The sequence below is a fragment of the Kribbella sancticallisti genome (assembly GCF_039530625.1).
Classification (GTDB): domain Bacteria; phylum Actinomycetota; class Actinomycetes; order Propionibacteriales; family Kribbellaceae; genus Kribbella; species Kribbella sancticallisti.
Window position 1 is genome coordinate 117265 of sequence record NZ_BAAAOS010000017.1, and the last position, 24241, is coordinate 141505.

Sequence of the window (24241 nt, forward strand, 5' to 3'; positions counted from 1 at the left end):
CGTGCCCGAGTCGAGCAGTCGCAACAAGAAGAAGTCTCCCACCGACAAGGTGAAGGTGGAGAAGACCCCGAAGAAGCCGCGCACCACCAGCCGGGTGTGGGTGGCTCCGCTGATGCTGGGGTGCTGGCTGCTCGGACTGGCGTGGCTGGTCGTCTTCTACGTGGCCGGTCAGGACATCCCGGTCATGCGCGACCTGAACAACTGGAACCTGCTGATCGGGATGGGCCTGATCGCTGTCGGCTTCGTCGTCTCCACGCAGTGGATCTAGCCGTCTGACCGTTGCTGACCGGCTTTCCCTGCCGGCAGCCGCCCGTAGGTCGGTTACTTGGCTTGGTCGGTCGTTTCACTGCCTCTGCCCTTCGACGCCGCCGTGAACTCCTCCTCGGCGGCCGAGGACGGCCAGCACGATGGTGGCAGTCAAGGCTGTGAGGGCGGCTGCCACCAGTGCGCTGATGCCGAAGCCGTGCGTGAAGGCTGAGCGGGCGGAGGTCAGGAGAGTGGCTGCTTCCGTGGGCGGGAGGTGCGCGGCGGCGGCGACAGCGCCGGTCAGGGTTTCGCCGGCTGAGCCGGTCGTGTCGTGCATGTCCGCGCGGTAGACCGCGGTGATGATGCTGCCCAGGATCGCGATCCCGAGCCCGCCGCCCAGTTGCGGTGCGGTGGAAGCGATCGCCGAGGCCGCACCGGCCCGGTCGGCCGGAGCGCTGCCGACCACGATGTCAGTGGCGAGTGCCATCATCGGCCCCAGCCCGGCCGAGACGAGGATCATCGCGGTGACGAGCACGCCGAGCGGGGTGGCCGGATCGATCCAGGCGAGCAGCACGAACCCGGCGGTGGACAGCAGCATCCCGCCGCCGATGATCCGCCCGGCCGGAATCTTCCGCGCCAGCCGGGTCGCGCCGAGCGAGCCGACGATCACGCCGAGCGCGGGCGGTGCGGTCCACAGCCCGGCGGCCAACGGGTCCAGCCCGGCCACCAACTGCAAGTACTGGGCGACCGCGTAGTTCGTTCCCCAGAGCACGAAGATCCCGAAGACGAGCGTGAGCGTGGCCGTGGTGAAGGCCGGGCCTGCGAAGAGCCGCAGCTCGATCATCGGGTCGGCCAGCCGGCGCTGACGGCGGACGAACACCGTCGCGCAGGCCACCCCCGCCACGATCGCGGCGCATGCCGGCAGTGCCGGGCCGGCCGCGGCGACCTGCTTGAGCCCGTAGACGACCGCGAGCACGGCCGCGATCGAGAGCGTCGCGCTCGGGAGGTCGAGCCCGCGCTCGCCGGGCACCTTGTGCTCGGGCAGGGTCACCGGCCCGACGACAACGAGGACCACCATGAGCGGGATCGGCAGCAGGAACGCCGAGCCCCACCAGAAGTGATCCAGCAGCCAGCCGCCGACGAGCGGCCCGATCGCGGTACCGGCCGAGACCGCGGCGATGACGATGCCGACCGCCTGGGTCCGCTGCCGCGGCTCAGTGAACAGCGCGACGGTGAGCGCGAGAACCGAGGGCATCAGCGTCGCTCCGGCGACGCCGAGCAGGGCCCGGACCGCGACGAGGACTTCCGGATTCGGTGCGTACGCGGCGATCACCGAGAGCACGCTGAACGCGATCGCGCCGCCGAGCAGGAGCCGGCGCCGCCCGATCCGGTCACCCAGCGCTCCCATCACGACGAGCGTGCCGGCGAGCAGGAACGCGTACCCGTCGACGATCCACAACAACTGCGTACTGGACGCGCCCAGGTCGCGCCCGATCGCCGGCAGGGCGAGATGGGTGATGGTCAGCTCGAGCGAGGCCAGCAGGGCGGGCAGGACGAGGACGGCGAGGCCGAGCCACTCCCGTCGGCCGGCCAGCCGGGATCCGGTCAGGTCAGTGGTCATACCGCCATCCTCAAACCTCGGGTTAACCCGAGGTCAAGGTAGTCTCGGACGGGTGGTGGACCCGAACGACGAACTCACGATCGGTCAGCTGGCCAAACGCGCCGGGGTGACGGTGACCACGCTGCACTTCTACGAGGAACGCGGCCTGATCCAGAGCCGGCGGACGGCCGGGAACCAGCGCCGGTTCCCGCGGCATGCGCTGCGCCGGATCGCCTTCATCCGGGTGGCCCAGCGCGTCGGTATCCCGCTGCGGGAGATCGGCGAAGCGCTGGCCGAGCTGCCGGTGGACCAGGCGCCGACCCAACAGGACTGGGAGTTGCTCTCGGCCGCCTGGCAGGCCGACCTCGATCTGCGGATCACGCAACTCGTCCGGCTCCGCGACAAACTCACCGACTGCATTGGTTGCGGCTGCCTCTCGCTGGAACGATGCCTGCTCCGCAACCGCGACGACAAGCTCGGCGCCACCGGTACCGGCCCCCGCCGGCTGTGGGTCAACCCGTCAAGCGACTAGGGCAGCTCCGCCACCGCTGAATTACAAGCGTGTGGTTATCCACATGGGTATCCCCAGGTGTGCACAGCCTCCGGCCGAGTTGTCCCCAGGTTGTCCCCGGACCTTGGACAGGTCTGGGCCGAAATCAGCGAAATCTGTGGAAAAACCAGGTTTGATCCCCACTTTGTCCACAGCCGGGGAGGATCAACGGGCGTAGCGTCGAGAGCAGCGCCGACCTTTCGAGACGGGGAGGGCCTCACGATGTTCGTTCAGGTGATTCAGGGACAGGTAACAGATGCCGGCCAGGCGCACGCCGCGCTCGACCGGTGGGTGGAGGAACTGGCGCCGAACGCGCCCGGCTGGCTCGGGACGACTGCCGGTGTCACCGACGACGGCCGGTTCATCGCGCTGGCTCGCTTCGAATCAGCCGACGCGGCCCGGCAGAACAGCAACCAGCCGGCTCAGGACGCGTGGTGGCGGGAGTTCTCCGCGCTGCTCAGCGGAGAGGCCACCTTCCACGACAGTGACGACGTGGTCGCGGACCTCGTCGGCGAGCCCGACTCGGCCGGCTTCGTCCAAGTGATGCAGGGTCAGGGCTCCGACCCGGATCGCGCCCGCGAACTGATGTCCCAGGACTCCGGAGAGTGGGCCGAGTTCCGGCAGGACGTCATCGGCAGCGTCGTCGCGCAGTACGGCGACGGTGAGTACACGATGGCGATGTACTTCACCTCCGAGGCGGAGGCCCGCGAGGGCGAGAAGAAGGAAGTGCCGCCTGAGCTGAAGGCGCAGATGGATGAGCTGGACGCGCTCTCGACCGGGACGCCGACGTTCTTCGACCTCAACCAGCCGTGGCTGTACTCACGTCGCTGACCCAGGCAGCAGGCTTCGCAGCTGGGCGGGGAGATCCGCGGGGATCTCGTGGTTCAGCCCGGGCAGTCGGTGGATGGTCACGCCGAAGGTGGTGAGCTTCTCGGCCGCTTTCTCCACAACCTCGAGAAGATCGTCCTCGGTCCCGATCAAGACCGCCGCCGGAGACAACTCCGCGAGCGCCTCCGTCGGCAACTCCCTCACCGCCGGAGCCAGTACTACGACGCCCGCCGCCGGCTCGGGTCGCCCGGTCAGGGCCCAGTCGAGCGCGGCCCGTCCCCCGGCGGAGAAGCCGGCCGCGATCAGTGGGAGTCCGCGGAGTTCCTCAGGCAACTGAGCCAGCGCGCGGGCGATGTCTTCCCTGGCCGCCTCCGGGTCCGGCCAGGTCCGGTACATCGGCGACATCAACTGAGAAGACTCCACCCCGACCAACGCGTAACCAAGCTCCAGCACCCCCGCCCAGTCCCGCATCGCATGCCGAGCCCGCTGCCCAGCCCCATGAAGAGCCACCACAACTCCACCTGCCGAACTGGCAGGCACTTCGACCAGGGGCGGATCCTGGGCGGTGATGCGCCGGGTGCGGGAGAGAGCGACCAGGTTCTGGAAGGCGGGGAGGTCCTGGAGGGTGACTAGGTCGTCGTCTTCGGTAAGGATCCCCTCTTCCCACCAAGCGCCGGCGTCGCTCGCCTCCTGGAGGCCGCGGAGGGCTTCGGCCGACTCGCCGATCGAGCCGAGGAGGCACGCGCGGAGGTGAGCGAGCTCGGCCGCCCACGGGCCCAGCTCCGGATCGACATCGGCCAGCAAGTCGAGTGCGACCGGCTGCAAGCCTCCTCGTACAGAGCGCTGGCGCGGTCGGTCAGGCGGTCGTAGCGGGCCTCCGGTGTGTCCATCCGACGATCCTGGCAGGCTTGGCTCGGGTTCGCCGCGAATATATGTAGACATCTACGTAGAGGAATACGTATAGTTCTACGTAGGAGGAGAGAGCATGCCGAACAAGACGATCTACGTTTCCGACGACGACCTGGCGCTGTACAAGCGGGCCCAGGAACTCGCCGGCAACCTGTCCCAGGCGATCTCCACGGCGCTGCGGCGATACGTGGAAATGGAAGAAGGACGGCTCGAGGGCTTCGACGAGATCACCGTCCGGGTCGGGCGGGGCACGGGCCGCAAACAGCGGTTCTCCGGCGTCCTGCTCGCCGAGGGCGGCCGGTCCAACAAGAACGGCTACGAAGCCTTCAAGGTGTACCGGAGCCGGACCGGGAAGTTCGTCCTGCACGCCGACCGGCGCAACCAGTTCAACTCGATCCAGACAGCCGACGGCGAAGAGCTGAACTACACCGGCTGGCGCAGCTGGATCGGCAGTTTCAGCAGCAACCAGACCTGGAGCATGGCCCAGGGCGAGGCGACGCTGCACGTCGTCGACACGCTCGAGGAACTGCGCGACCTGATCCCGGAGGAGCTCTACGCCCTGGTCGAGGAGGCGGCTGACCAGCCCGCCGTGGAAGACCTCGACATCTGACCTTCCACCACCACTCAACTGAACAAGCCTGATCCCGTCTTCGGCGGCTCGCAGACCGAGCCGGCCGGCGGGACCAGCACGCCCTGACTCTCTCCTCCCACACTCCTTAGGCCACCTGGGCCAGGTTCACCCTGCCCGAAAACAAGCGAGGACCCATGAACAGCTCAACCCCGGCGATCGACGTCCGCGGACTGCGCAAGTCCTACGGCGACAAACTCGTGCTCGACGGCATCGACCTGACTGTTGCCGAAGGCACTGTCTTCGCCCTGCTCGGGCCGAACGGCGCGGGCAAGACCACCGCAGTCCAGATCCTGTCCACCCTGATCACCGCCGACGCCGGCGAGATCCGGGTGTCCGGGCAGGACCTGCACACCGACCCGGAGGCGGTTCGGGCCGCGATCGGCGTCACCGGACAGTTCTCCGCGGTCGACGGCCTGCTCACCGGCGAGGAGAACCTGGTGATGATGGCCGACCTGTACCACCTCGGCCGCGCTGAAGGACGCCGGCGGGCAGCCGAACTGCTGGAGCAGTTCGACCTGGCCGAAGCCGGCCAGAAGTTGGCGATGACGTACTCCGGCGGGATGAAGCGCCGGCTCGACCTCGCGATGACACTGGTCGGCAGTCCACGGATCATCTTCCTGGACGAGCCGACGACCGGGCTCGACCCGCGGAGCCGGCACAGCATGTGGCAGCTCATCCGTGAGCTGGTCGCCGGTGGCGTCACGGTCCTGCTCACCACGCAGTACCTGGAGGAGGCCGACCAGCTCGCCGGCCAGATCGCAGTACTGGACCACGGCCGGCTGGTTGCCCAGGGCACTCCCGAGGAACTGAAGCGGTTGGCGCCAGGCGGGCACATCCGGCTCCGGTTCACCGCACCGGAGGAGTTCGCCCTGGCTGCTCAGGTGCTGCCTGCCGCCACCCGGAACGACGACGCGCTGGTCCTCCACGTGCCGAACGACGGCAGCGTGCACTCGCTGCGCGCCCTGCTGGCCAAGATCGACGACGCCTCCCTCGAAGTGGACGAGCTGACCGTCCACACCCCAGACCTGGACGACGTGTTCTTCGCCGTCACCGGTCAGCCCGACACCTCCCCGAACGCCGACGAGAAAGCGACCAGCAAATGAGCACCGTGACCTACCCGATGGCCGACACCGCCACGATGTTGCGCCGCAATCTGCGGCACGCCCTGCGCTACCCCGGCCTGTCGCTCGGCGCCCTCGGGATGCCGGTCGTCATCCTGCTGCTGTTCGGCCTCGTCTTCGGCGACACCTTCTCGGCCGGCCTCGGCGGCGGGGGCGACTTCGACTACATCGACTTCCTCACCCCGGGCATCCTGCTGATGAGCATCGCGTCCGGGACGATGTCACCGGCGGTCGCCGCCTGCACCGACATGACCGAGGGGATCGTGGCCAGGTTCCGGACGATGGCGATCTTCCGGCCCGCCGTCCTGACCGGACACGTGATCGGCGCTTCGATCCTGACGATCGTCAGCCTGGTCGCGGTGGTCGGCTTCGCCCTCCTGCTCGGGTTCCGCCCGAACGCGTCCTTCGGCGACTGGCTGCTGGCGAGCGGGCTGCTCGTCGCACTGACCGTCGCCTTCACCTGGTTCGCGGTCGCGCTGGGGCTGACCAGCAAGACCCCGGAGGGTGCGAGCAACGTCGTCCTGCCGATCAGCTTCCTGCTGCCCTTCCTGAGCACCACGTTCATCCCGCTGGAGTCGATGCCGAGCGGCATCCGCTGGTTCGTCGAGTACCAGCCCTTCACCGCGGTCATCGACACCCTGCGCCACCTGCTGCTGGGCACGCCGATGGACAGCGGCAACGGCTGGCTGGCCCTCGCCTGGTGCGCGGCCATCGCGGTGGTCGGCTACTTCTGGGCCCAGAAGAGCTACAACAAGGGCACTGCCGCCTGATTCAGAGCAGTTTGAGCGATCGCTCAAAAGTGGGGCTATGCTGGCCGCATGACCGAACCGCCCGCAGGACCCGATCCCCACGAGCCGGTCCCGGCTGCCAGTTCAGGCAGCCGGGCCGGTCGTGCGTTCGCGCTCGGAATCGTGGCGCTGGCCGCGGTGACCGCACCGTTTCTCGTCGTCCGCTCCGACCGGGTCGACACCGCGGCCCTCTTCGTCGGCGTACCGCTGGTGCTGGCGGTGATCATCGCCCTCGCCCCACCGGCCAAGAGCCTGCATGGGCTGACGTTCCGGGTGGTCACCTTCGGGCTGCTGATCACGTCGGCGTTCCTGCACGAGGGCGCCGCCTGCGTCCTGATGGCCGCACCTCTCGTGTACGGCGTCGCTCACCTGGTCGCGGAGGTCGTCCGGCAGGCACGGCGACTCGATCAGCGCCGCCGGGCCGCACTCGCCGTCGTGCCGCTGCTGTTGCTCGCCACCAGCCTCGAAGGAACCACCTATCGCATGGTCCCGGACCAGACCGTGACGACGGAGCGCGTGGTCGCGATGTCGCCGCAGCAGGTCGAGCAGCGGCTCCAGCACGGGCCGGACTTCTCTGCGACCAAGCCGTTCCTGCTCAGGTTCAGCGGTTACCCGACCCCGACCGCGGCCACCGGAGCCGGTCTCGCGGTCGGGAGCAAGTGGTCCTTCACGATGGCCGGTGGCCCGATCGTCACCGAGGTCGCTGCCCGGGACAGCCGCCGGATCGTGTTCAGGGTTCTCTCGGACCAGTCCAAGGCGCAGCGCTGGCTCCAGTTCCAGCGAGCGGTCGTGCACCTGACCCCGCAGGACAACGGCGACACCGCGGTCCGTCTGGAGTTGACGTTCCACCGCAAGCAGGACCCCAGTTGGTACTTCGGGCCGATCGACGACGCCATGGTCGGCGCCGGGCTCGACTACTTCGCTGACTCGCTCGGCCTGGTCGAGACACACCGTGACTGACACAGCCGTACTGCGCTGGCTCTGCTTGTTGGTGCCGATCGCCCTCACTGCGGTCCTGTGGCGACGGCCGAGCAGGAGGCTGGCCGGAGCGGCTCTGCTGTCGTTCCTGGCTGCCTTCGTCGGTATCGGCGTCGCCAATCAGGTGGCGATGGCGGCTGGCTGGTGGAGATACGAAGTACCGCACGGGGTGTTCGTGGGAGTGCCGCTGGACCTGTGGCTGGGCTGGGCTCTTCTGTGGGGCCCGGTGCCGCTGCTGGTTCGGCACCGGGTGCCCGTGTGGGTGGTGGTGCTCAGCTGCGGCTGGCTCGACGTACTCGTGATGCCCCGGCTCGACGGGCTGGTTCACCTCAACCACCACTGGCTGTACGGCGAACTGGTCGCGCTCGTGCTCGCCGTAGTACCCGCTGTGCTCCTAGGCCGATGGACGGTCGACCGGAGCCGCCTGACCGGCCGGGTGATCCTGCAACTGGTCACGTTCACCGGGTTGCTGCTCTGGCTGATTCCCTCCGCCGTGATGGCTCAAGGGGACGGCGACTGGAACCATCTCGTGGAGGACCCGGTGTGGCGGGTGTCGATCATCCTGCAGTTGATGGCGCTGGCCGCAGTACCGGCCTTGTCTGCGGTGGTGGAGTTCGCGGTGCGCGGCCGCGGTACGCCGTACCCGTGGGATCCGCCGAGTGAGCTGGTGACGACCGGGCCGTACGCGTACGTGGCGAACCCGATGCAGTTGTCCGCAGTACTGATGCTGGGGTTGCTCGCTGCCGGTACGCACAGCTGGTCGCTGGCTGTCGCGACAGTCGGCACAGTGGCGTTCGCGAAGTTCGTAGCTGATCCCCATGAGCGCAGTGAACTGGTTACCCGGCTGGGAGAACAGTGGCAGGCGTATGACCGACAGGTGAGGCCCTGGATCGTACGGCGAACGCCGTACGCGGCTGAGGCGTCCACGTTGTACCTGTCCGAGACCTGCACGATCTGCCGACAGACGCGCGGCCTGGTCGAGCACTCCCAGCCGGTGGATCTGGTGTTGTCAGCGGCGGAGGATACGGTGGCTGGGCTGCGTCGGGCGCTGTACGTAGGCCCGGACGGCTTGCAAGCAAGCGGGGTGGCCGCTGTAGCGCGCGGACTGGAGCACAGCGGGCCAGGCTGGGCATACCTGGGATGGCTGATCCGGCTGCCGCTGGTCCGGCCGTTGCTGCAGCTGCTGCTGGACGGGATGGGTGGTGGCCCACGGCAGTTGCCGACACTGAAGGAGAGGTAATGGCGAAGGACACCCGGGCCGCCCTGCTGAATGCCGCACTGCAGACCATCGGTGAGCGCGGCTTCGCCGGAGCGTCCGCGCGGCACATTGCCACTGCCGCGGGTCAGAACCAGGCGCTCGTGTTCTATCACTTCGGCACCGTGAACGACTTGATCGCCGAGGCCTGCCGGACCAGTACCGAGCAGCGGGTCGCGCTCTACCGGACGGAGTTCGACCAAGCCACTACCTTCGCCGAGCTGCTCGCTGTCGGTCGCCAGGTGCACGTCACCGAGCACGCCGAGGGCAACGTCGCAGTACTGGCTCAGCTGCTGGCGGGCGCCCGCGGCAACGAGGTGGTCGGAGCAGCCGTCGCAGACGCACTCAACCTCTGGGTGGTCGAGGTCGAGAAGACCCTGCAGCGCGTACTCGCCGACAGCCCACTCCTGCCGCTGGTGGACCTGGGCGGCCTCGCCCGGGCGATCTCCGCCGGGTTCGTCGGCATCGAACTGCTGGAGGGCGTCGACGCCGAGGGAACCACCCGGGCGCTCACCTCGCTCGAGCAGCTCGCAGTACTCACCGAGACCCTGCTAACCGAGCTGGACAAGCTCGGCCCGGTCACCAGCAGGCTGGTCAAGCGCAAGTTGAAGCCCCTCACCAGTGGATGAGGGCTGGGCTTCAAGCGGGTGCGCCGAGTTGGCTGGCTCGGGTGCGGATGTGGGCGGGGATCAGGAGGTCGCAGTCGTCGTTGGTGATCGGATGGTCGGCGACCACGCGGAGCGGGATGACGCCCGTCCAGTACGGAAGCTCTAGGTCTTCCTCGTCGTCGTTGGCCGCGCCGGCTCGGGACTTCACCGAGGCTTCGGTGAGGGGTAGCGCCAGGACCGACGTTTTGGCTAGCTCCTTGCGGTTCGGCCCCCGTACTGCGTTCGAGCGCCCCGGCACCAGGTGGTCGACGATCCGGTTCAGGCCGTGCTGCTTCTCCTCCGGATCGGTGACGAGTCGCGGCACTCCGAAGATCACCGCCGAGCGGTAGTTCACCGAGTGGTGGAACGCCGACCGGGCGAGCACCAGGCCGTCCGCGTGCGTGACGGTGACGCAGACCGTCTGCTCCGGCGCGGCGACCACGCTGCGCGCCGCCACCGAGCCGTGGAGGTAGAGCGTGCCGTCCGGCCCAGCCCCCAGGTCCACGCCGTACGCGGTCGGCAGCACGAGGGGCGCTCCGTCGAGGACTACGCCGAGGTGGCAGAACATGCCGTCCAGCAGGATGTCGTGCAGGGCCTCCCGGTCCGTACCGGCGCGCTCCTTCTCGCGGCGCAGTTGGGTCCTGGCGGTCGGCTGGAGCGGGGTGATGATGGTCATGCTTCAAGCCTGCTCGGTCAGTGGCATGCTGGCACGGTCCATTCCCGCACGAATCAGGTAGTCCACTTTGGATAGCTCACTCCCGCTCGTCCTCGACCGCACCGGCAGCGGGCCGCTCCACCTGCAGTTGGCCGAGCAGTTCCGCGCGGCCATTCGCGACGGGCGGCTCCAGGCCGGCCACCGGCTGCCGTCGACGCGGGATCTGGCGAAGGAACTGGTGGTGTCGCGCTCGGTGGCGCAGGCGGCGTACGACCAACTGCACGCCGAGGGGTGGATCGCGGGACGGACCGGCTCGGGCACCTACGTGGCGGACGTCGTACCGCTGCAGCCCGTACTGCGTAGTCCCGCGCGCGCACCCGAGCCTGCTGGGAAGCAACTGCTGACCCTGCGGCCGGGGATCCCGTACGTCAGCACCACCGTCGACGCCGGCTGGCGACGCGCGTGGCGGGAGGTGTCGATCCAGCCGCCGGCGCGGGGCTATGACCACCCGGCAGGACTACCTGCCCTGCGGGCAGCCGTGGCTGAGCACGTCGGACGAGTCCGCGGCATCGCCTGTGGTCCCGAGAACGTGCTGATCACCGACGGCACCTCCCACGGCCTGCGGCTCCTGCTGTCGGTGACTCGGCAAGCCGGTGATCGAATCGCCATGGAGGACCCCGGCTTCGTCACTGCGGTCACCGCCGCTCGGCAGCATGGTCTACAGGTTGTGGACATCCCGGTGGACGAGGACGGGCTGCTGGTCTCCGAGCTCGGCCCGGACCTGTCGGCGGTCTACGTGACGCCGTCGCACCAGTACCCGCTCGGAGGACGGCTACCCGTTGCCAGACGCAACGAGCTGATCCGCTGGGCCCGGCGGACCGGGGCGACGCTGATCGAGGACGACTACGACAGCGAGTTCCGGTACGACGTGGCGCCGCTCCCCGCGCTGGCCCAACTCGACCTGGACCGGGTCGTCCACCTCGGCACCCTGTCGAAGGTGCTCAGCCCCGCCCTGCGACTGGGCTGGCTGGTGGCATCGCCCGAGGTGGTCAACCGCCTGGCGGCGTACCGGGAGGAGGTGGGGGACTGGCCCGGCTGGCCGATGCAGGCGGCGTTCCTGGCGATGCTGCGAGACGGCTACCTGGACCAGGTGATCCGGCGCTCCCGCCACCTCTACGCCGAACGCCGCAACCACACCTGCGCCGTACTGGCGCCGTACGGGCAGATCGTCGGACAGGACGCGGGACTCCACATCACCCTGCTCCTGCCGAACACGGACGACGGAGCCGTCGCAGCCCGAGCCAGAGCGGCTGGTGTTGCCGTAGCCCCACTCTCCGAGTACCGCCGCTCCACTCCCGGCCCACCCGGCCTGGTGATCGGCTACGCCACCCCCACCGACGAGGACCTCCTCAAGGCACTCGACGTACTGGTGGAGGTCTTACGGCCGTGAAGGGTTGTCCTTGAGGGGTGGCTGGACGGTGGGCTTGTCGCCGGACCAGGTGAGTTCGGAGAGCCACATGGTGCGGCCGGGTGGGTCGACGCCGACCAGCGCAGGATCCCAGGCGTGGTAGACGAACCAGTAGCGGTTGTCCTTGAGAAGCACCATGTTGTGGCCGGGGCCGGCCGCGGCGTCGGAGGTGGTGAGGATGGGATCGCCGGACTTCGCGCAGGGGCCGGCGGGGGTAGTACAGAGGGCGTGGCCGACGGCGTACTCGGCCTTGTCGAAGGCGTTGGCGGAGTAGAAGAGGTGGAACTTGCCGTCGCGTTCCACCATGTACGGCGCCTCGACCAGGTTGCCCTCCCACGGAAGGGTCTGCTTGATCAGGCGCGTGGTCTCGCCAGTCAGGGTGAGGCCGTCGGCGGACAGGCGGGACGCGTAGATCCAGGTGTCGACACCGATCGCGTTGCCGTCGTTCTTCCAGTAGAGCCAGCGCTGGCCGGTCGAGTCCTGGAACGGGCTGGCGTCGATCGAGCCGCCCTCCTTGTCCTGACAGATCAGCGGCTTGCTCGATTTGTCGACATAGGGACCTTTCGGGTCGGACGCCACGGCCACACCCACACACTGCCGCCCGGAGGCGTCGTCCGCGGTCGTGTAGTACATGACGTACCGATCAGCACCATGTACTGCGACCTCCGGCGCCCACACCTTCCCCGCTGAGGACCAGGCGGGCAGGGACGGTAGCGCATCGCCCACCTGCTCCCACGACACCAGGTCCGGCGACTTCAGCGTCTGGATGTTGCCGAGTGGACCGTTCGTCGCGAAGGCGTAGTACTTTTCGCCGGCCGCGATCACGTGCGGATCGGCGAAGTTGTTGTCGTACACGGGATTGGTGAAGCCCACAGTCGCTCCTTCCGCACCGCCGGGGTCGTTGCTGCTGCACCCCACCAACAAGAGCAGCAGCAACAACCCCGGCCAGCGCGACATCACTTGCTCGTGTAGAACCGCAGGTAGTCGAACGTGGCGACCGGCGGCGGGTTGGAGCCGGTCTGGTCGCCGTGCGCGTACAGGCCGAGCTTCGGCGTCGTCCCGGCCGGCAGGGCCCAGGAAGCACCCCAGGTCCAGTTCGTGCCGTCGATGCTGGTGCCGGCCTGGTAGACGTGCTCCCCGGCCGCATTGCGGTGGTAGGCGAGCCGCATCCACATGGTCGAAGCCTGACGCCCGATCGCGGCGCCGCCGAAGCTGGTCGCGCCGTCGGCGCGAGCCACCAACTCCCGGCCGAACTCGGTCTGCCGGGTCCGCCAGATCGACACGTCGCCCAGCCGGGCGAAGTCGTCGTCGTTCAGGTAGGCGATCATCCCGGCCTGCTGGTAGTTGCGGATGTCGTACTCGCCCAGGTCGAGGTGCAACTTCGTCTCGGCGATCCAGCTGTCGCCCGCCGGAGTCTGGTGGAAGAGCAACCCGGCGTTGTTGCCGGAGCCGACCAGGTCGGTGTTCTGCAACGGCCACGAAAGATTGCCGTCGGCAACCACCGCGTTCGCGTCCGGACGCACCCACGACCAGGCCGCGCCGAGCCCGTTGTCGAACTCGTCACCCGCCAGCAAGGCACCGATCTGCGGCACCGGGGCCAGCTTGCGAACCGGGGCCGCCACGGACCGCACCGTGAGGTTGTCGACCTCGGCCGAGCCAAGCCAACTCACCGGCGCCGAGTCCAGCTTGAGCCCGGGCGCGACGAGTTGGGCTTCGGCGTAGAGGTCGCCCAGACCGGCATCACTCACCCGAACAGTCACCGTGGTGCCGGCGACCTGCACGCTGAGCTTGTTCCACTGCGACCGGTCGAAGTCCGCCGGCAGCACAGCGGTCGCAGTACGGCGGCCTGCCACGACGACGACCTTGTTGCCGGTGACAGAGGCGACGACCGCGCCCTTGCCGAGCACAGTGGTGAAGGACTTGCCGAGGCGGACGTCGGCGTCGACACGAACCGAGCCGGCCGGTGCGGCCTGCTTGGTGGCGGCCACCCCTCGGAGAGAAGCGGTAGGACCGCCGAGCGAGTCACCAGCCAGCCTGGTAGCGCCCCGGATCCCCGACGCCGGGTCGGTCGAGTTGATCCCCGCCGCGGAGCCGGTCGTCGGCGCCGGCTGCGGGGTGTCGGACGGGCCGAGGCCGGCCCGGGTCCGCGGCCAGCCGTCGATCCAGTCGATCCGGTCGATCAGCATCGGCCGCCGGTTGATGCCGAACGGGTCGGTCAGCCACGGCGTACCGCGGTCGATCGCGTGGTAGACGATGTGGTCCTGCCCGGCCGCGTCGGTGACGAACGCGTGGTGGCCGGTCCCGATCCACTTGTTGCCGTTCTGGGTGATCACCGTGGTGCCGCCGACGCGCGACTCGTTCATGCTCGCGCCGTCCTTGTCCAGGAAGGGCCCGCGCGGCGACTTCGACCGGCCGGCGAAGACCGTGTACCCGGTGGTGGGGCCCGCGCAGCAGTTGGAGGACGAGCCCATCAGGTAGTACCAGCCGTCGCGGTAGACGACGTACGCGCCCTCGTAGCGGTCGCCGATGGTCACCTGGGTCGGAGTACCGACGGAGTGCAGGCCGTCGGGGGACAGTTCGGTGACGGAGATGCCGCCGTAGAAGCCGCCGGAGTACATGTAGCGCTTGCCGTCGGCCGCGGTCAGCATGGCGGGGTCGATGTTGCCGAAGTAGCCGCCGTTGCCGTCGGGCTTCGGAGCGACCACCGGACCGTCGGTCGCAGTCCACGGGCCGCTGGGAGTGGGTGCTGTCGCCACACCGATGGCCGGATCGCCGCCCGGGTTGGCGGCGGTGTCGGTGACGGTGAAGTACATGACGTACCGGCCACCGAAGTACCGGATGTCAGGGGCCCAGAAGAACGAGCCGGGCGCTGCCCAGGCGGGCTTGGTGCTGTCGTTGAAGACCGTCCCGAGGTACTCCCAGGAGCCGAAGTCCTTGGTCCGGGCCATGTGCATCAGCCCGAACGGGCCTCCTGCGACCAGGGGGTCGGAGGTGGCGTACGCGTACCAGTAGCCGTCGCGGCCCTGGATGACCGCTGGGTCGGCGAACGTGTCGGCGAAGGAGGACGAGATCGGGTTCTGGGTGGTGACCGGTGATGGCGGCGGCGCGGCGGCGGCGGCCGTCGTACCGGCTGCCACCGTGGCCACAGCGAGCGCTGCGGCCAGGAATCGTCGGGGAGGCACTGGCGGGTTCCTCTCGAGAGTTGGATCAACCTTTGATGCCGCTGCGAGCGACACCTTCGATGACGTAACGCTGAACGAAGACGTAAAGGATCAGCACCGGTACCGCGGCCACGGTCGCGCCGGCCATGATCACCGGATAGTCGGTCGTGTACGCGCCCTGCAGCAGGGTCAGACCGGCCGGCAGCGTCAGGCGCTCCGGACTGAACAACACGAACAACGGCCAGATGAAGTCGTTCCAGTTGGTCAGGAACGACAGCACCGTCAACGTGGCCAGCGCTGCCTTGGCGTTGGGCAGGATGATGCGGGTGAAGACGGTCCAGGCGTTCGCACCGTCGATCATCGCGACTTCTTCGAGTTCCTTGGGGATGGCCAGGAAGAACTGCCGCATGAAGAACACCCCGAACGCACCGGCGGCGCCGGGGACCACCAGCGCCAGCAGGGTGTCCAGCCAGCCCAGGTTGTCCATCAGCAGGTAGTTCGGCATCAGGAAGACGAAGCCGGGGACGAACAGGGTCAGCAGGATCACGGAGAAGATGGCGTTCTTGAACCGGAACTCCATCCGGGCCAGCGCGTAACCGGCCATCGACGCCACCACGACCACCAGCAACGCGTGGAACGTGGCCGCGGCGAAGCTGTTCAGCGCCCAGCGCAGTACCGGGTTCTGTCCGCCGGTGGTGAGGATCTCCCCGTAGGCGCGTCCGGTCGGCTCTTGGGGGACCAGGGTCGGCGGGTCGGCCTGCGACTCCCCGATGGTCTTGAACGAGGTGATCACCATCCACAGCAGCGGGACGATCACCAGCACGGTCAGCAGGATCACCAGGATCCAGAACGCGGCAGACGGTCGGCGCCTCATGGCTTGCGCTCCCTCAGCAGGGCGAAGTTGATGATCGAGACGACCGCGAGACAGAGCGCCAGCAGGTAGCTCATCGCGGTGGCCTGGCCCATCCGGAACTGGCTGAAGCCGGTGTCGGTGATCACCATCAGCGCCGTCGCGGTGGTGTCACCCGGTCCGCCCTGGGTGATCAGCACCGACTGGCCGAACATGTTGGCACTGGCCAGCAGGGTGATCGTGATGATGAAGACGCTGACCGGACGCAGCCCCGGCAACGTGACGTTGCGGAACTGCTGCCAGGTGTTCGCCCCGTCCAACTCGGCCGCCTCGTACTGCTCGGCCGGGATGTCCTGCAGCCCGGCCAGGTAGATGATGGCGTTGAAGCCGGCCGTCCACCACACCGTCACCGCCACCAGCGAGACGAACGCCCACGGCTGGTCGTTCGTCCAGCCGATCTCGGAGATGCCGAAGAGTCCGAGGAACGCGTTCAGCAGGCCGAAGCTGGTGTCCAGGATGTACCGGAACATCAGGCCGATCACGGCCACGCCGAGCACGAACGGCGCGAAGTACACGGCCCGGAAGAAGGTCCGGCCCGGGAACTTCCGGTTCAGCAGGACGGCCAGGCCCAGGGGCAGCACCACCAGGAACGGCACCGAGGCGATCGTGAAGATCCCGGTCGCCCGCATGCCGTGCCAGAACGGCTCGGCCGTCGCCGACAGCGGGTCGAACAGGTCCTTGTAGTTCTGCAGCCCGACGAACGGCTTGCCCGGCAACTGGAAGTCCCAGTCGTGCAGGCTCATCCAGAAGCCGAAGATGGCCGGCCCGATCACGAACAGCAGGAACAGCAGCAGGTACGGCGCCAGGAAGAGGTACGGCGTCGCGCGGCCGTACCCGCGCACCCCGCTGGAGACGCGGGCACGGCGCTTGCGCATCGTGCCCGCGCTGGCCTCGACCGCCATCGCTACGCGCCGTACTTCTTGCGGTTGGCCTCCAGGATCTTGTCCGCCCGGGCGGCCGCGTCGGACAGCGCCTTGGCCGGCTCCGCCTTCAGCAGCACGGCCTCGTTGACCGCCTTGTTCAGCTCGTTCAGGGCGTCACCGATACCCGGCACCGGCGGCGGGAAGTGCAGGTCGTCGATCTGCGTCGCCAGCGCCGCCTGCTCCGGCAGGGCCTTGAACTCGGCCGAGTCGCGCACCTGCTTGCGGGCCGGGACCTGACCGCCCTTGGCCCACTCGAGCGACTTCTGGCTGACGTAGTTGACGAACACCCGCGCGGCGGTCGACTTGTTCTGGTCCGGTGTCTTCAGCTTCGGCAGCACGAACTGGTGCGAGCCGGCCCAGGCGGCCTTGGTCCCGCCGATGTTCGGCAGCGGGGCGACGCCCCACTCCAGGCCCTTCTTCTCCTTGAACGTGTTGATGTTCCAGATGCCGTTCCAGACGAACGCGTTCTTGCCGTTCATCACCGCGATGTTGTCCGCGTCCTGGGCGACGTTCTTCGGGCTGTGCCCGTTCTTCACCAGGTCGGTGAACCAACTCAGCGCCTTGACGCCGGCCTCCTCCTGCCAGGTGGCCTTGGAGGCGTCGTCGTTGAACAGGTCGCCGCCGAACTGCCACAGCAGCGCCTGCACGCTGAGCACGCCGGTGAACGGGAACGGGGTGGCCCAGTGGCCCTGGATCCCCTTGCTCTTGAAGGCGTCCAGCGCGGCGGCGTACTCGTCCGCGTTCGTCGGTGGCTTGGCCGGGTCGAGACCCGCCGTGGTCATCAGGGTCTTGTTGTAGAAGAAGCCGAGCGGGTGCACGTCCAGCGGAATGCCGTACCGCTTGCCCTCGTACTCGCCGGCCTTCCAGACGACCTCGGAGAAGTCCTCCTGCTTGAGGTCGAGCGCCTTGGCCACGTCGTCCAGCGGCTCGATCACGTTCCGTGCCGCGTTGGTGGCCAGCGAGTCGACATGCATGATCGCGACCGCGGGACCCCGGCCGCTGCTGACGGCGGTGGGCAGCTTCGTGTAGTAGTCGGCCCACTGCATCACGGTCATCTTGACCTTGATGTTGGCGTTCTCCGAGTTGAACTGGTCGACCAGTTTGCGCATGAACGGGCCGTCACCGCCGGTGAAGCCGTTCCAGAAGTCGAGCTCGACGTTCGGGCCGTCGTAGCCCTTCGCACCGCCGTCGCCGGTCTGGGGCGCCGCTCCGGGCTTGCCGGCCGAGCCCTCTCCGCAACCGGCGAGAACGCCCGCTGCGCCCAGTGCGCCGATTCCGCCCAGCACGAGTCGCCGATTGATGGTGTTCACCGTGTACCTCCAGGGGAGAGCCTGATCATGTGCCACGACGCAGGGGGCAACGTGGCCGTGCAGATGTCGTTGATGACCTCGGTGCCGTCGATCCTTCGAGGAACCACCCGGTCGGGGTCTTCGGCGGTGTTCACCGCGCTCCGGTCGTCGTCGTACAGGGCAAGGTGCTCGATCACCCGCAGGCCGGAGTGCAGCGGGACCTCCAGGTCGACCTTGTCGGTCTCGCTCCGGTTCACCACGAACAGCACCACCTCGCCGGTGCTCTCTTCGTACGTCGCTGTGCTCCACAAGGCCGGTACCCGTCCGTATTCCGGGGTGTCCACCTCGGGGCCGGACACCTCGGTCCGCAGTACGGTCGAGCCGGCGTGCTTCGCGGTGAGCGCGAACGGGTGGAAGATCGTCTGCCGCCAGGCGCGGCCGTCGGGTTCGGTCCGGATCGGGCCGATCACGTTCACCAGTTGTGCCAGGCAAGCGATCTTCACCCGGTCGGCGTGCCGGAGCAGGGTGATCAGCAGGCTGCCGACCACCACCGCGTCGTCGACGGTGTAGGTGTCCTCGATCAGCGGGCTGACCTCCCGGACGTCCAGGCCGAGCTCGCCGGGGAAGTGCTGCTGGTACCAGACGTTCCACTCGTCGAACGACAAGGTGATCTCCTTGTCGCTGCGCTTGAGCGCCTTCACGTGGTCGGCGGTCGCGACCACCGAGTCGATGAACCGGTCCATGTCCTCGGCCGCGGCCAGGAAGCTTGCCTGGTCGCCGTTCTTCGGTTCGTAGTACGCGTGCAGCGAGATGTGGTCGACCAGGTCGTAGGTGCGCTCCAGCACGGTGCGCTCCCACTCGCCGAAGGTCGGCATGTGCCGGTTACTCGACCCGCAGGCGACGAACTCCAGCCCGGGATCGACCCGGCGCATCGCGTTCGCGGTCTCCTCGGCCAGCCGGGCGTACTCCTCGGCGGTCTTGTGACCGATCTGCCACGGTCCGTCCATCTCGTTGCCCAGGCACCAGACCTTGATCCCGTACGGCTCTTTGTTGCCGTTGGCGACCCGGCGATCGGGCAACGAGGTACCGGCCGGCAGGTTGGTGTACTCGACCAACTCGACGGCCTCCTTGAGCCCGCGGGTGCCGAGGTTGACCGCCCAGATCGGCTCCACCCCGGCCTTGCGGGACCAGGCCATGAACTCGTCGGTACCGAACTGGTTCGGCTCGATCGCCCGCCAGGCCAGGTCGAGCTTGCGTGGCCGCTGGTCCTTCGGGCCGACGCCGTCCTCCCAGTCGTAGTTGGAGACGAAGTTGCCGCCCGGGTAGCGGACCGCGGTGACGCCCAGTTCGCGGACCAGTTCGAGGACGTCCTCGCGGAACCCGTCCGGGTCCGCCGAGGCGTGGCCCGGCTCGTAGATGCCGGTGTAGACGCAGCGGCCCATGTGCTCGACGAACGAGCCGAACAGCCGCCGGTCGAGGGCCCCGACCACGAACGCGGGATCGACCGCAAGACGCGCCACTGATCCTCCAGAGAAATCTCTACAACGATTGACATGGATTTCTACAACGATTGACATCGCCTGTAAAGACCCGACCATTAGAACTACTGGTCTTGTCGCCGTCTTGTGACCGCACGAAGCGCGGCGCTGACATGACACACTGCGACAGTGAGGGAGTTCGGATGGTGACCCGGCTGAGTGACGTGGCGGCCCGCGCCGGAGTCTCGGTGAAAACGGTCTCCAACGTGATCAACGACTACCCGCACATCACCTCCCAGACCCGGGCCAAGGTCGAGGCCGCGATCGAGGCGCTCGACTACAAGCCGAACGTGAGTGCTCGCTCGCTGCGCAAGGGCCGCTCGGACTTCATCGCGCTGGCGATCCCGGAGATGGCCTCGCCGTACTTCGCCGAGCTGGGCGCGGCGATCAGCCGGGCCGCCAAGAAGCGCGGCATCACCGTGCTGATCGACCAGACCGAAGGGGAGGCGGCGGCCGAGAAGCTCGTCCTGGACGGGATGCGCGGCCAGTTGATCGACGGGATCATCTTCTCCCCGATCACCACCGCACCGACCAGGATCGGCGCCGCCGACACCCCGAAACCGCTGGTGCTGCTCGGTGAGCGGCACGCGGGCGGCACGCTCGACCACGTCGCCGTCGACTCGGTGCAGGCCTCCTTCGACGCGACCACGCACCTGATCTCGATCGGCCGGCGCCGGATCGCCGCCATCGGTGTCGGTGGTGGCGCGGGCACCGGACCCATTCGGCGCAAGGGCTATCGCAAGGCCCTGAAGGCCGCGGGACTCGCGCACGACCCTGCTCTTGAACTGGCCGGCACCGGCTACCACCGCGACAACGGCGCTTCCTCGATGCGCGAACTCCTCGCGCTGCCGGAGCCGCCGGACGCGGTCTTCTGCTTCAACGACCTGCTCGCCATCGGCGCCCTGCGAACGCTGGCCGAAGCCGGCCTGTCCGTGCCGGGAGACGTCGCCGTGGTGGGCTTCGACGACATCGAGGACGGCCGCTACCACTCGCCGTCGCTGACGACGATCTCCCCGGACAAGGAATGGCTCGCGGAGAACGCGGTCGGGCTGCTGCTGGACCGGATCTCCGGGAGCGGTGAGGTCGACCGCCGCGACCTCACCGTCCCTTACACACTGCAGATCCGGGAGTCGACGGCCGGCTAGAAGGCCGCCGCGCAGGTGGTCAGGTTCGCGGTGACACTGGCGCCACGAGCGACCGTGATCGAGCGGGTCTCCAGCACCTGACCGGTCGGACGCTCACACGTCAGCGTCCACGACTCCGTGCCGCCCTGCTGGACGATGATCGGCCGGGTGGACGGGTTGGCGTGCCAGGTGTAGCTGCCGCCGGCCGGGACGACCATCGTGGTGTCGAGCACGTCGGGGACGTTGGTGCCGTTCCAGGTCTTGGTGTTGAACGACTTCTTCAGCCGCAGAACGGCTCCGGCCGGTCCGGTCCCGTTGATCACCGAGTGGCGGGCGGGGTTGATCGTGCTCTCCGCGGCGATCAGGAAGGCCTCACGGTTACCCTTGCCGGCCGTGCTGCCCGAGCCGAAGTAGTAGCTCACCACGTTCGAGAAGGCCGGATGGAAGCTGTTCGCGCCGTGCTCGAAGGTGAACCCGAGCCCGCCGGTCGCGTAGTACGACCAGTCCTCGGTGGTGCCGGTGGTGTCGTAGAGCTGGTAGCCGTACTGGCTGGAGTAGCCGTTCTGCGCGGCCATCTGGTCGCCGAGTGCCTTGTACATCGCCTCGTCCGGGGTCTTGCCGGCGCTGGCGTAGCCCGGCTCACGCAGTACGAGATTGGAGTAGGTGTGGTTGGTGATCAGCGTGGTCGCCTGGTAGCCGGAGACGAGCGCCTGGATGTTGCGCGTCTCGGGCTCGCTGAACGCGCTCGGTCCGCGGTACGTCTCGGAGGTGAGGCTGGTGGAGGCGCCCGGGCCACCCCAGAAGCCGGCGTAGTTCCGGTTCGGGTCGACGCCGCGGGACTGGTTCGCCGACTGCGCGCACTGCCCGGGGGTGGGCAGTTGGCCGTTGGTGATCCGGCAGTTCTTCCGCTTCATCTCGTAGCCGAGCGTGCGGCTGAGGTTGAAGCCGTCCGGGTTCACCACCGGCACGATCACCACCCGCGCCTTGTCCAGGATGTTGGTGATCCGCGGCACCACGCCGTCGTTCTTCAGCAGGTCGTAGGCGAACTCGATGGTCAGCTCACCGGCCGGCCACTCGCGCGCGTGGTGCAGGCCCATCATCACGAAGGCCGGCTTGCCGTCCCGGACGTTGACGTTCCGGCTGATCTCGATGCCGCGGACGGCGCGGCCTTCGAGACTGGTGTTCCGCAACGTGATCGGCTTGACCTTCGTCGGGTACTGCGACGCCAGCGACGCGAGGTCGTTGGTGTAGTCGGCCAACTGCCGGTACGCCGTACGCCCACTCGGCAAGGTGGCCGCGACCGCCTTGCCGGCAACGGCTTTCGCGTACGCCGCGTCGGCCGCTTCACGTTCGCGGTCGGCGCCGACCAGGTCGTCCTCGAGCACGGACCAGGTGAATCCGGCCAGCCGCAGGAACCGCCGATCCTGGTTGCCATAAGCAACGACATCGACGTAGCCGGGACCGGCCGACTCGGCCAGGTCGAGATCGAGGGTGGTCAGCCGCTGCTTGTCCGCGGCGGTCGGGGTGTTGATCCGGAGCAACTGGATCAGCTCGGCCTTCTCGTAGGCCTGCACCTTGCGGTCAGGGGGAGCGACAGCCTGGACCTGGCTGCCGGCCCCGACCACGACAGCCGCGGCTATCGCGAGGGGGATGAGGCGGTGCCATCGGGCGGGATGGAACACGGTGACCTCCAGTAGTGAGATGGTTGCGATGGGTAACTGGAGGGTAGGGCTCGGGACTGCGGTGCGGAAGCGGTTCGGGCAACAGTGCGGGGAAACCCTCAGCGGTGCCGTCAGATGCCTTCAGCGGTGGCCGATGGCGGCGAGTTGCTCGGCCAGGCCGCGGCGGAACCGGGGAAGCTGAGCGAGCAGGCGGAGGACCAGGTTGCGAGCTGGGCGAACGGCAGTCGGCACTGTCGCCAGGCGGGTCAGCCGGTGGGCCAGCGAGACCACTCGGACCGCCTCCTCGCGGCTGCTCATCGCGTAGTCGTCGAGGCTGCTCTCGTCGCCACTGCTCAAGGCGACAGCCAGCGCCTCGCCCAGCGTCACAGCGTCGCGAAGCCCGAGGTTCATCCCCTGCCCACCCGCGGGACTGTGGGTGTGCGCCGCATCGCCGGCGAGCAGGATCCTTCCCTCGCGGTACCTGTCGGCAACCCGCTCGTGGATCCGGAACCGCGACCCCCAGATCACCTCCGCGACCCGAACGGTCTCCGACTTCGGCCCGCGGGTGTTGAGCAGCCGCTGCGCGTAGGCGACATCCGGATGCTCCGGCGCCTCCTCCACCTCGGCGACGAGCCGGAAACTCCCGTCAGGAAGCGGCGCGGCGACCAAGATGCCGACCTTGGAGAAGTACAGCAGCACCTCCTCGGCCGGCAGGCCACCTTCCACTCGCACGTCGGCGAGGGTGAAGTTGAGCGGCAACGTGTCCGCGCCGGTGAACCCGAGGCCCGCAAGATCGCGGATCCTGCTGTTCATCCCGTCGGCCGCCACCACGTACCGCGCCCGGATCACCTCGCCGGACTCGAGGATGACCTCGGCTCCCTCATCGGACTGCCGCACCCCGCAGGCGACGTACGGGCGGTGGACCTTGCCGCCGAGTTCTTCCAGCCTCTCGAGCAGCACCTGCTCAGTGAGGTACTGCGGAATCATCAGCACGTACGGGTACTCCGTCGGCAACCTGTCGAAGCGCACCGGGACCAGCGTGCGATCGCCCTCGGCGATGTTGAACTGCTCGACGTGAAGGCCGAGTTCGGTCAGCCGCTTGCTCACCCCGATCCGCTCCAGCATCTCCAGCGTGCGCGGGTGCACCACCGACGCCCGCGAGGTGTTCGCTCCCGCTGCCTGCCGGTCGACCACCGTCACTTCGCGGCCCTGCCCGGCCAACGACACCGCGACAGCCAGTCCCACTGGTCCGGCTCCTACTACCAGCACCTCAGTCCGCTCCTTCAGCATCTCGAGCCCCTTCCAGATCAAGTCAACGCTTGTTGGCCAACGCTTGTTGACATGACTGTAGGCGGCCCGGCTGTTCAGGTCAACACCTGTTGACCTACGGTGGGGGCATGACCGAGACGGGCGAACGGCGATCGGACCGGACCAGGGCGGCCATCCTCGGCGCGGCGCGGGAGCGGTTCGCCGCGGACGGGTACGAGCGGGCCACGATCCGGGCGATCGCGGCGGACGCGGCGATCGATCCGGCGATGGTGATGCGGTACTTCGGGAACAAGGAGAAGTTGTTCGCGGCGGCGGCGGAGTTCGATCTGCGGCTGCCGGATCTGAGTGCGGTGCCGCGGGAGCAGGTGGGTGCGGCGCTGACGAATCACTTCCTGGACCGCTGGGAGGACGACGAGTCGCTCAAGGCGCTGCTGCGGGCGAGCGTGACCAACGAGGTCGCGGCCGAGCGGATGCGGCAACTGTTCGCCGAGCAACTCGGTCCGGTGATCGGCAGCCTCGCCGACCCGGCCAGTACGGCGACCAGGGCCGGGCTGGTCGCCACGCAGGCGCTCGGCTTTGCTTTGTGCCGCTACGTCCTGGCACTACCGCCCGTCGCTGCCCTCACCCGTGAGGAAGCCGTCGCCTGGCTCGGGCCCACGATCACGCGCTACCTGACCGGCGAGCTTTAGC

General features: G+C 68.3%; 23 protein-coding genes. 12 read left to right on the forward strand and 11 right to left on the reverse strand.

Features of this window, described 5'->3' with window-relative positions:
- The first annotated feature begins 1 nt into the window (after position 1).
- A complete protein-coding gene (locus ABD255_RS08195; protein WP_344211510.1) occupies positions 2-268 on the forward strand; it encodes a cell division protein CrgA in 267 nt (88 codons plus the stop codon).
- A 75-nt stretch (positions 269-343) separates the two neighbouring features.
- Here the strand turns inward: ABD255_RS08195 and ABD255_RS08200 are convergent, their stop codons facing one another.
- Positions 344-1867: an MFS transporter gene (locus ABD255_RS08200; protein ID WP_344211512.1), complete on the reverse strand. Its 1524-nt coding sequence runs from the start codon at positions 1865-1867 to the stop codon at positions 344-346.
- Between the two features lie 52 nt (positions 1868-1919).
- On the opposite strand from ABD255_RS08200, the gene soxR reads away from it, so the two are divergent.
- Together soxR and ABD255_RS08210 are read left to right on the forward strand one after the other, a co-directional pair.
- Complete coding sequence (gene soxR, locus ABD255_RS08205; protein WP_425554391.1) at positions 1920-2378, forward strand: redox-sensitive transcriptional activator SoxR; 459 nt, start codon at positions 1920-1922, stop codon at positions 2376-2378.
- A 240-nt stretch (positions 2379-2618) separates the two neighbouring features.
- Entirely contained in the window at positions 2619-3227 is a 609-nt protein-coding gene (locus ABD255_RS08210) for a hypothetical protein (RefSeq protein WP_344211514.1), read from the forward strand.
- On the opposite strand, the gene ABD255_RS08215 is transcribed toward ABD255_RS08210, so the two are convergent.
- A complete protein-coding gene (locus ABD255_RS08215) occupies positions 3216-4049 on the reverse strand; it encodes an alpha/beta hydrolase (RefSeq protein WP_344211516.1) in 834 nt (277 codons plus the stop codon). The genes ABD255_RS08210 and ABD255_RS08215 overlap by 12 nt on opposite strands.
- Positions 4050-4209: 160 nt before the next feature.
- Between ABD255_RS08215 and ABD255_RS08220 the strand changes: the two genes are divergently transcribed.
- The 6 genes from ABD255_RS08220 to ABD255_RS08245 all read left to right on the forward strand — a co-directional run bounded on the left by ABD255_RS08220 (position 4210) and on the right by ABD255_RS08245 (position 9535).
- Positions 4210-4743, forward strand: coding sequence for an EXLDI protein (locus ABD255_RS08220; protein WP_344211518.1), 534 nt, complete (start codon positions 4210-4212; stop codon positions 4741-4743).
- A gap of 155 nt (positions 4744-4898) precedes the next feature.
- The gene (locus ABD255_RS08225; protein ID WP_344211520.1) at positions 4899-5867 is read left to right on the forward strand and encodes an ATP-binding cassette domain-containing protein; all 969 of its coding nucleotides are present in this window, start codon (positions 4899-4901) and stop codon (positions 5865-5867) included.
- Positions 5864-6655 carry an ABC transporter permease gene (locus ABD255_RS08230; RefSeq protein WP_344211522.1) on the forward strand — a complete coding sequence of 264 codons (792 nt, stop codon included), beginning with the start codon at positions 5864-5866 and terminating at the stop codon, positions 6653-6655. The genes ABD255_RS08225 and ABD255_RS08230 overlap by 4 nt, the downstream gene beginning before the upstream one ends.
- A 48-nt stretch (positions 6656-6703) precedes the next feature.
- Complete coding sequence (locus ABD255_RS08235; RefSeq protein WP_344211524.1) at positions 6704-7633, forward strand: SRPBCC family protein; 930 nt, start codon at positions 6704-6706, stop codon at positions 7631-7633.
- Positions 7626-8891 (forward strand): methyltransferase family protein, encoded by a 1266-nt coding sequence (locus tag ABD255_RS08240; protein ID WP_344211525.1) that lies wholly within the window; start codon positions 7626-7628, stop codon positions 8889-8891. Before ABD255_RS08235 ends, ABD255_RS08240 begins: the two co-directional genes overlap by 8 nt.
- On the forward strand, positions 8891-9535 hold the full coding sequence (locus ABD255_RS08245) for a TetR/AcrR family transcriptional regulator (protein ID WP_344211526.1): 645 nt from the start codon (positions 8891-8893) through the stop codon (positions 9533-9535). The genes ABD255_RS08240 and ABD255_RS08245 overlap by 1 nt, the downstream gene beginning before the upstream one ends.
- A 10-nt stretch (positions 9536-9545) precedes the next feature.
- Here ABD255_RS08245 and ABD255_RS08250 read toward each other — a convergent pair whose 3' ends face one another.
- Entirely contained in the window at positions 9546-10229 is a 684-nt protein-coding gene (locus tag ABD255_RS08250; RefSeq protein ID WP_344211528.1) for a pyridoxamine 5'-phosphate oxidase family protein, read from the reverse strand.
- 67 nt (positions 10230-10296) lie between these two features.
- Between ABD255_RS08250 and pdxR the strand changes: the two genes are divergently transcribed.
- On the forward strand, positions 10297-11658 hold the full coding sequence (gene pdxR / locus ABD255_RS08255; RefSeq protein ID WP_344211530.1) for a MocR-like pyridoxine biosynthesis transcription factor PdxR: 1362 nt from the start codon (positions 10297-10299) through the stop codon (positions 11656-11658).
- Here the strand turns inward: pdxR and ABD255_RS08260 are convergent.
- The 6 genes from ABD255_RS08260 to arfA are packed head-to-tail and all read right to left on the reverse strand — an operon-like array spanning position 11647 to position 19479.
- Complete coding sequence (locus tag ABD255_RS08260) at positions 11647-12633, reverse strand: glycoside hydrolase family 43 protein (RefSeq protein ID WP_344211532.1); 987 nt, start codon at positions 12631-12633, stop codon at positions 11647-11649. The genes pdxR and ABD255_RS08260 overlap by 12 nt on opposite strands.
- Positions 12633-14858: a family 43 glycosylhydrolase gene (locus ABD255_RS08265; RefSeq protein WP_344211534.1), complete on the reverse strand. Its 2226-nt coding sequence runs from the start codon at positions 14856-14858 to the stop codon at positions 12633-12635. Before ABD255_RS08265 ends, ABD255_RS08260 begins: the two co-directional genes overlap by 1 nt.
- A 25-nt stretch (positions 14859-14883) precedes the next feature.
- Positions 14884-15711: a carbohydrate ABC transporter permease gene (locus ABD255_RS08270; RefSeq protein ID WP_344211536.1), complete on the reverse strand. Its 828-nt coding sequence runs from the start codon at positions 15709-15711 to the stop codon at positions 14884-14886.
- Positions 15708-16649 carry a carbohydrate ABC transporter permease gene (locus ABD255_RS08275; RefSeq protein WP_344211538.1) on the reverse strand — a complete coding sequence of 314 codons (942 nt, stop codon included), beginning with the start codon at positions 16647-16649 and terminating at the stop codon, positions 15708-15710. The genes ABD255_RS08270 and ABD255_RS08275 overlap by 4 nt, the downstream gene beginning before the upstream one ends.
- A gap of 2 nt (positions 16650-16651) precedes the next feature.
- Positions 16652-17980, reverse strand: coding sequence for an ABC transporter substrate-binding protein (locus ABD255_RS08280; RefSeq protein WP_344211540.1), 1329 nt, complete (start codon positions 17978-17980; stop codon positions 16652-16654).
- On the reverse strand, positions 17977-19479 hold the full coding sequence (gene arfA, locus ABD255_RS08285; protein ID WP_344211542.1) for an arabinosylfuranosidase ArfA: 1503 nt from the start codon (positions 19477-19479) through the stop codon (positions 17977-17979). The genes ABD255_RS08280 and arfA overlap by 4 nt, the downstream gene beginning before the upstream one ends.
- A gap of 161 nt (positions 19480-19640) precedes the next feature.
- On the opposite strand from arfA, the gene ABD255_RS08290 reads away from it, so the two are divergent.
- A complete protein-coding gene (locus ABD255_RS08290; protein ID WP_344211544.1) occupies positions 19641-20642 on the forward strand; it encodes a LacI family DNA-binding transcriptional regulator in 1002 nt (333 codons plus the stop codon).
- On the opposite strand, the gene ABD255_RS08295 is transcribed toward ABD255_RS08290, so the two are convergent.
- Together ABD255_RS08295 and ABD255_RS08300 are read right to left on the reverse strand one after the other, a co-directional pair.
- Complete coding sequence (locus ABD255_RS08295) at positions 20639-22303, reverse strand: M14 family metallopeptidase (RefSeq protein ID WP_344211547.1); 1665 nt, start codon at positions 22301-22303, stop codon at positions 20639-20641. The genes ABD255_RS08290 and ABD255_RS08295 overlap by 4 nt on opposite strands.
- A gap of 120 nt (positions 22304-22423) precedes the next feature.
- Positions 22424-23572 (reverse strand): FAD-dependent oxidoreductase, encoded by a 1149-nt coding sequence (locus tag ABD255_RS08300; RefSeq protein WP_344211549.1) that lies wholly within the window; start codon positions 23570-23572, stop codon positions 22424-22426.
- A gap of 107 nt (positions 23573-23679) precedes the next feature.
- Between ABD255_RS08300 and ABD255_RS08305 the strand changes: the two genes are divergently transcribed.
- A complete protein-coding gene (locus tag ABD255_RS08305) occupies positions 23680-24240 on the forward strand; it encodes a TetR/AcrR family transcriptional regulator (protein WP_344211551.1) in 561 nt (186 codons plus the stop codon).
- The last annotated feature ends 1 nt before the right edge of the window (position 24241 follow it).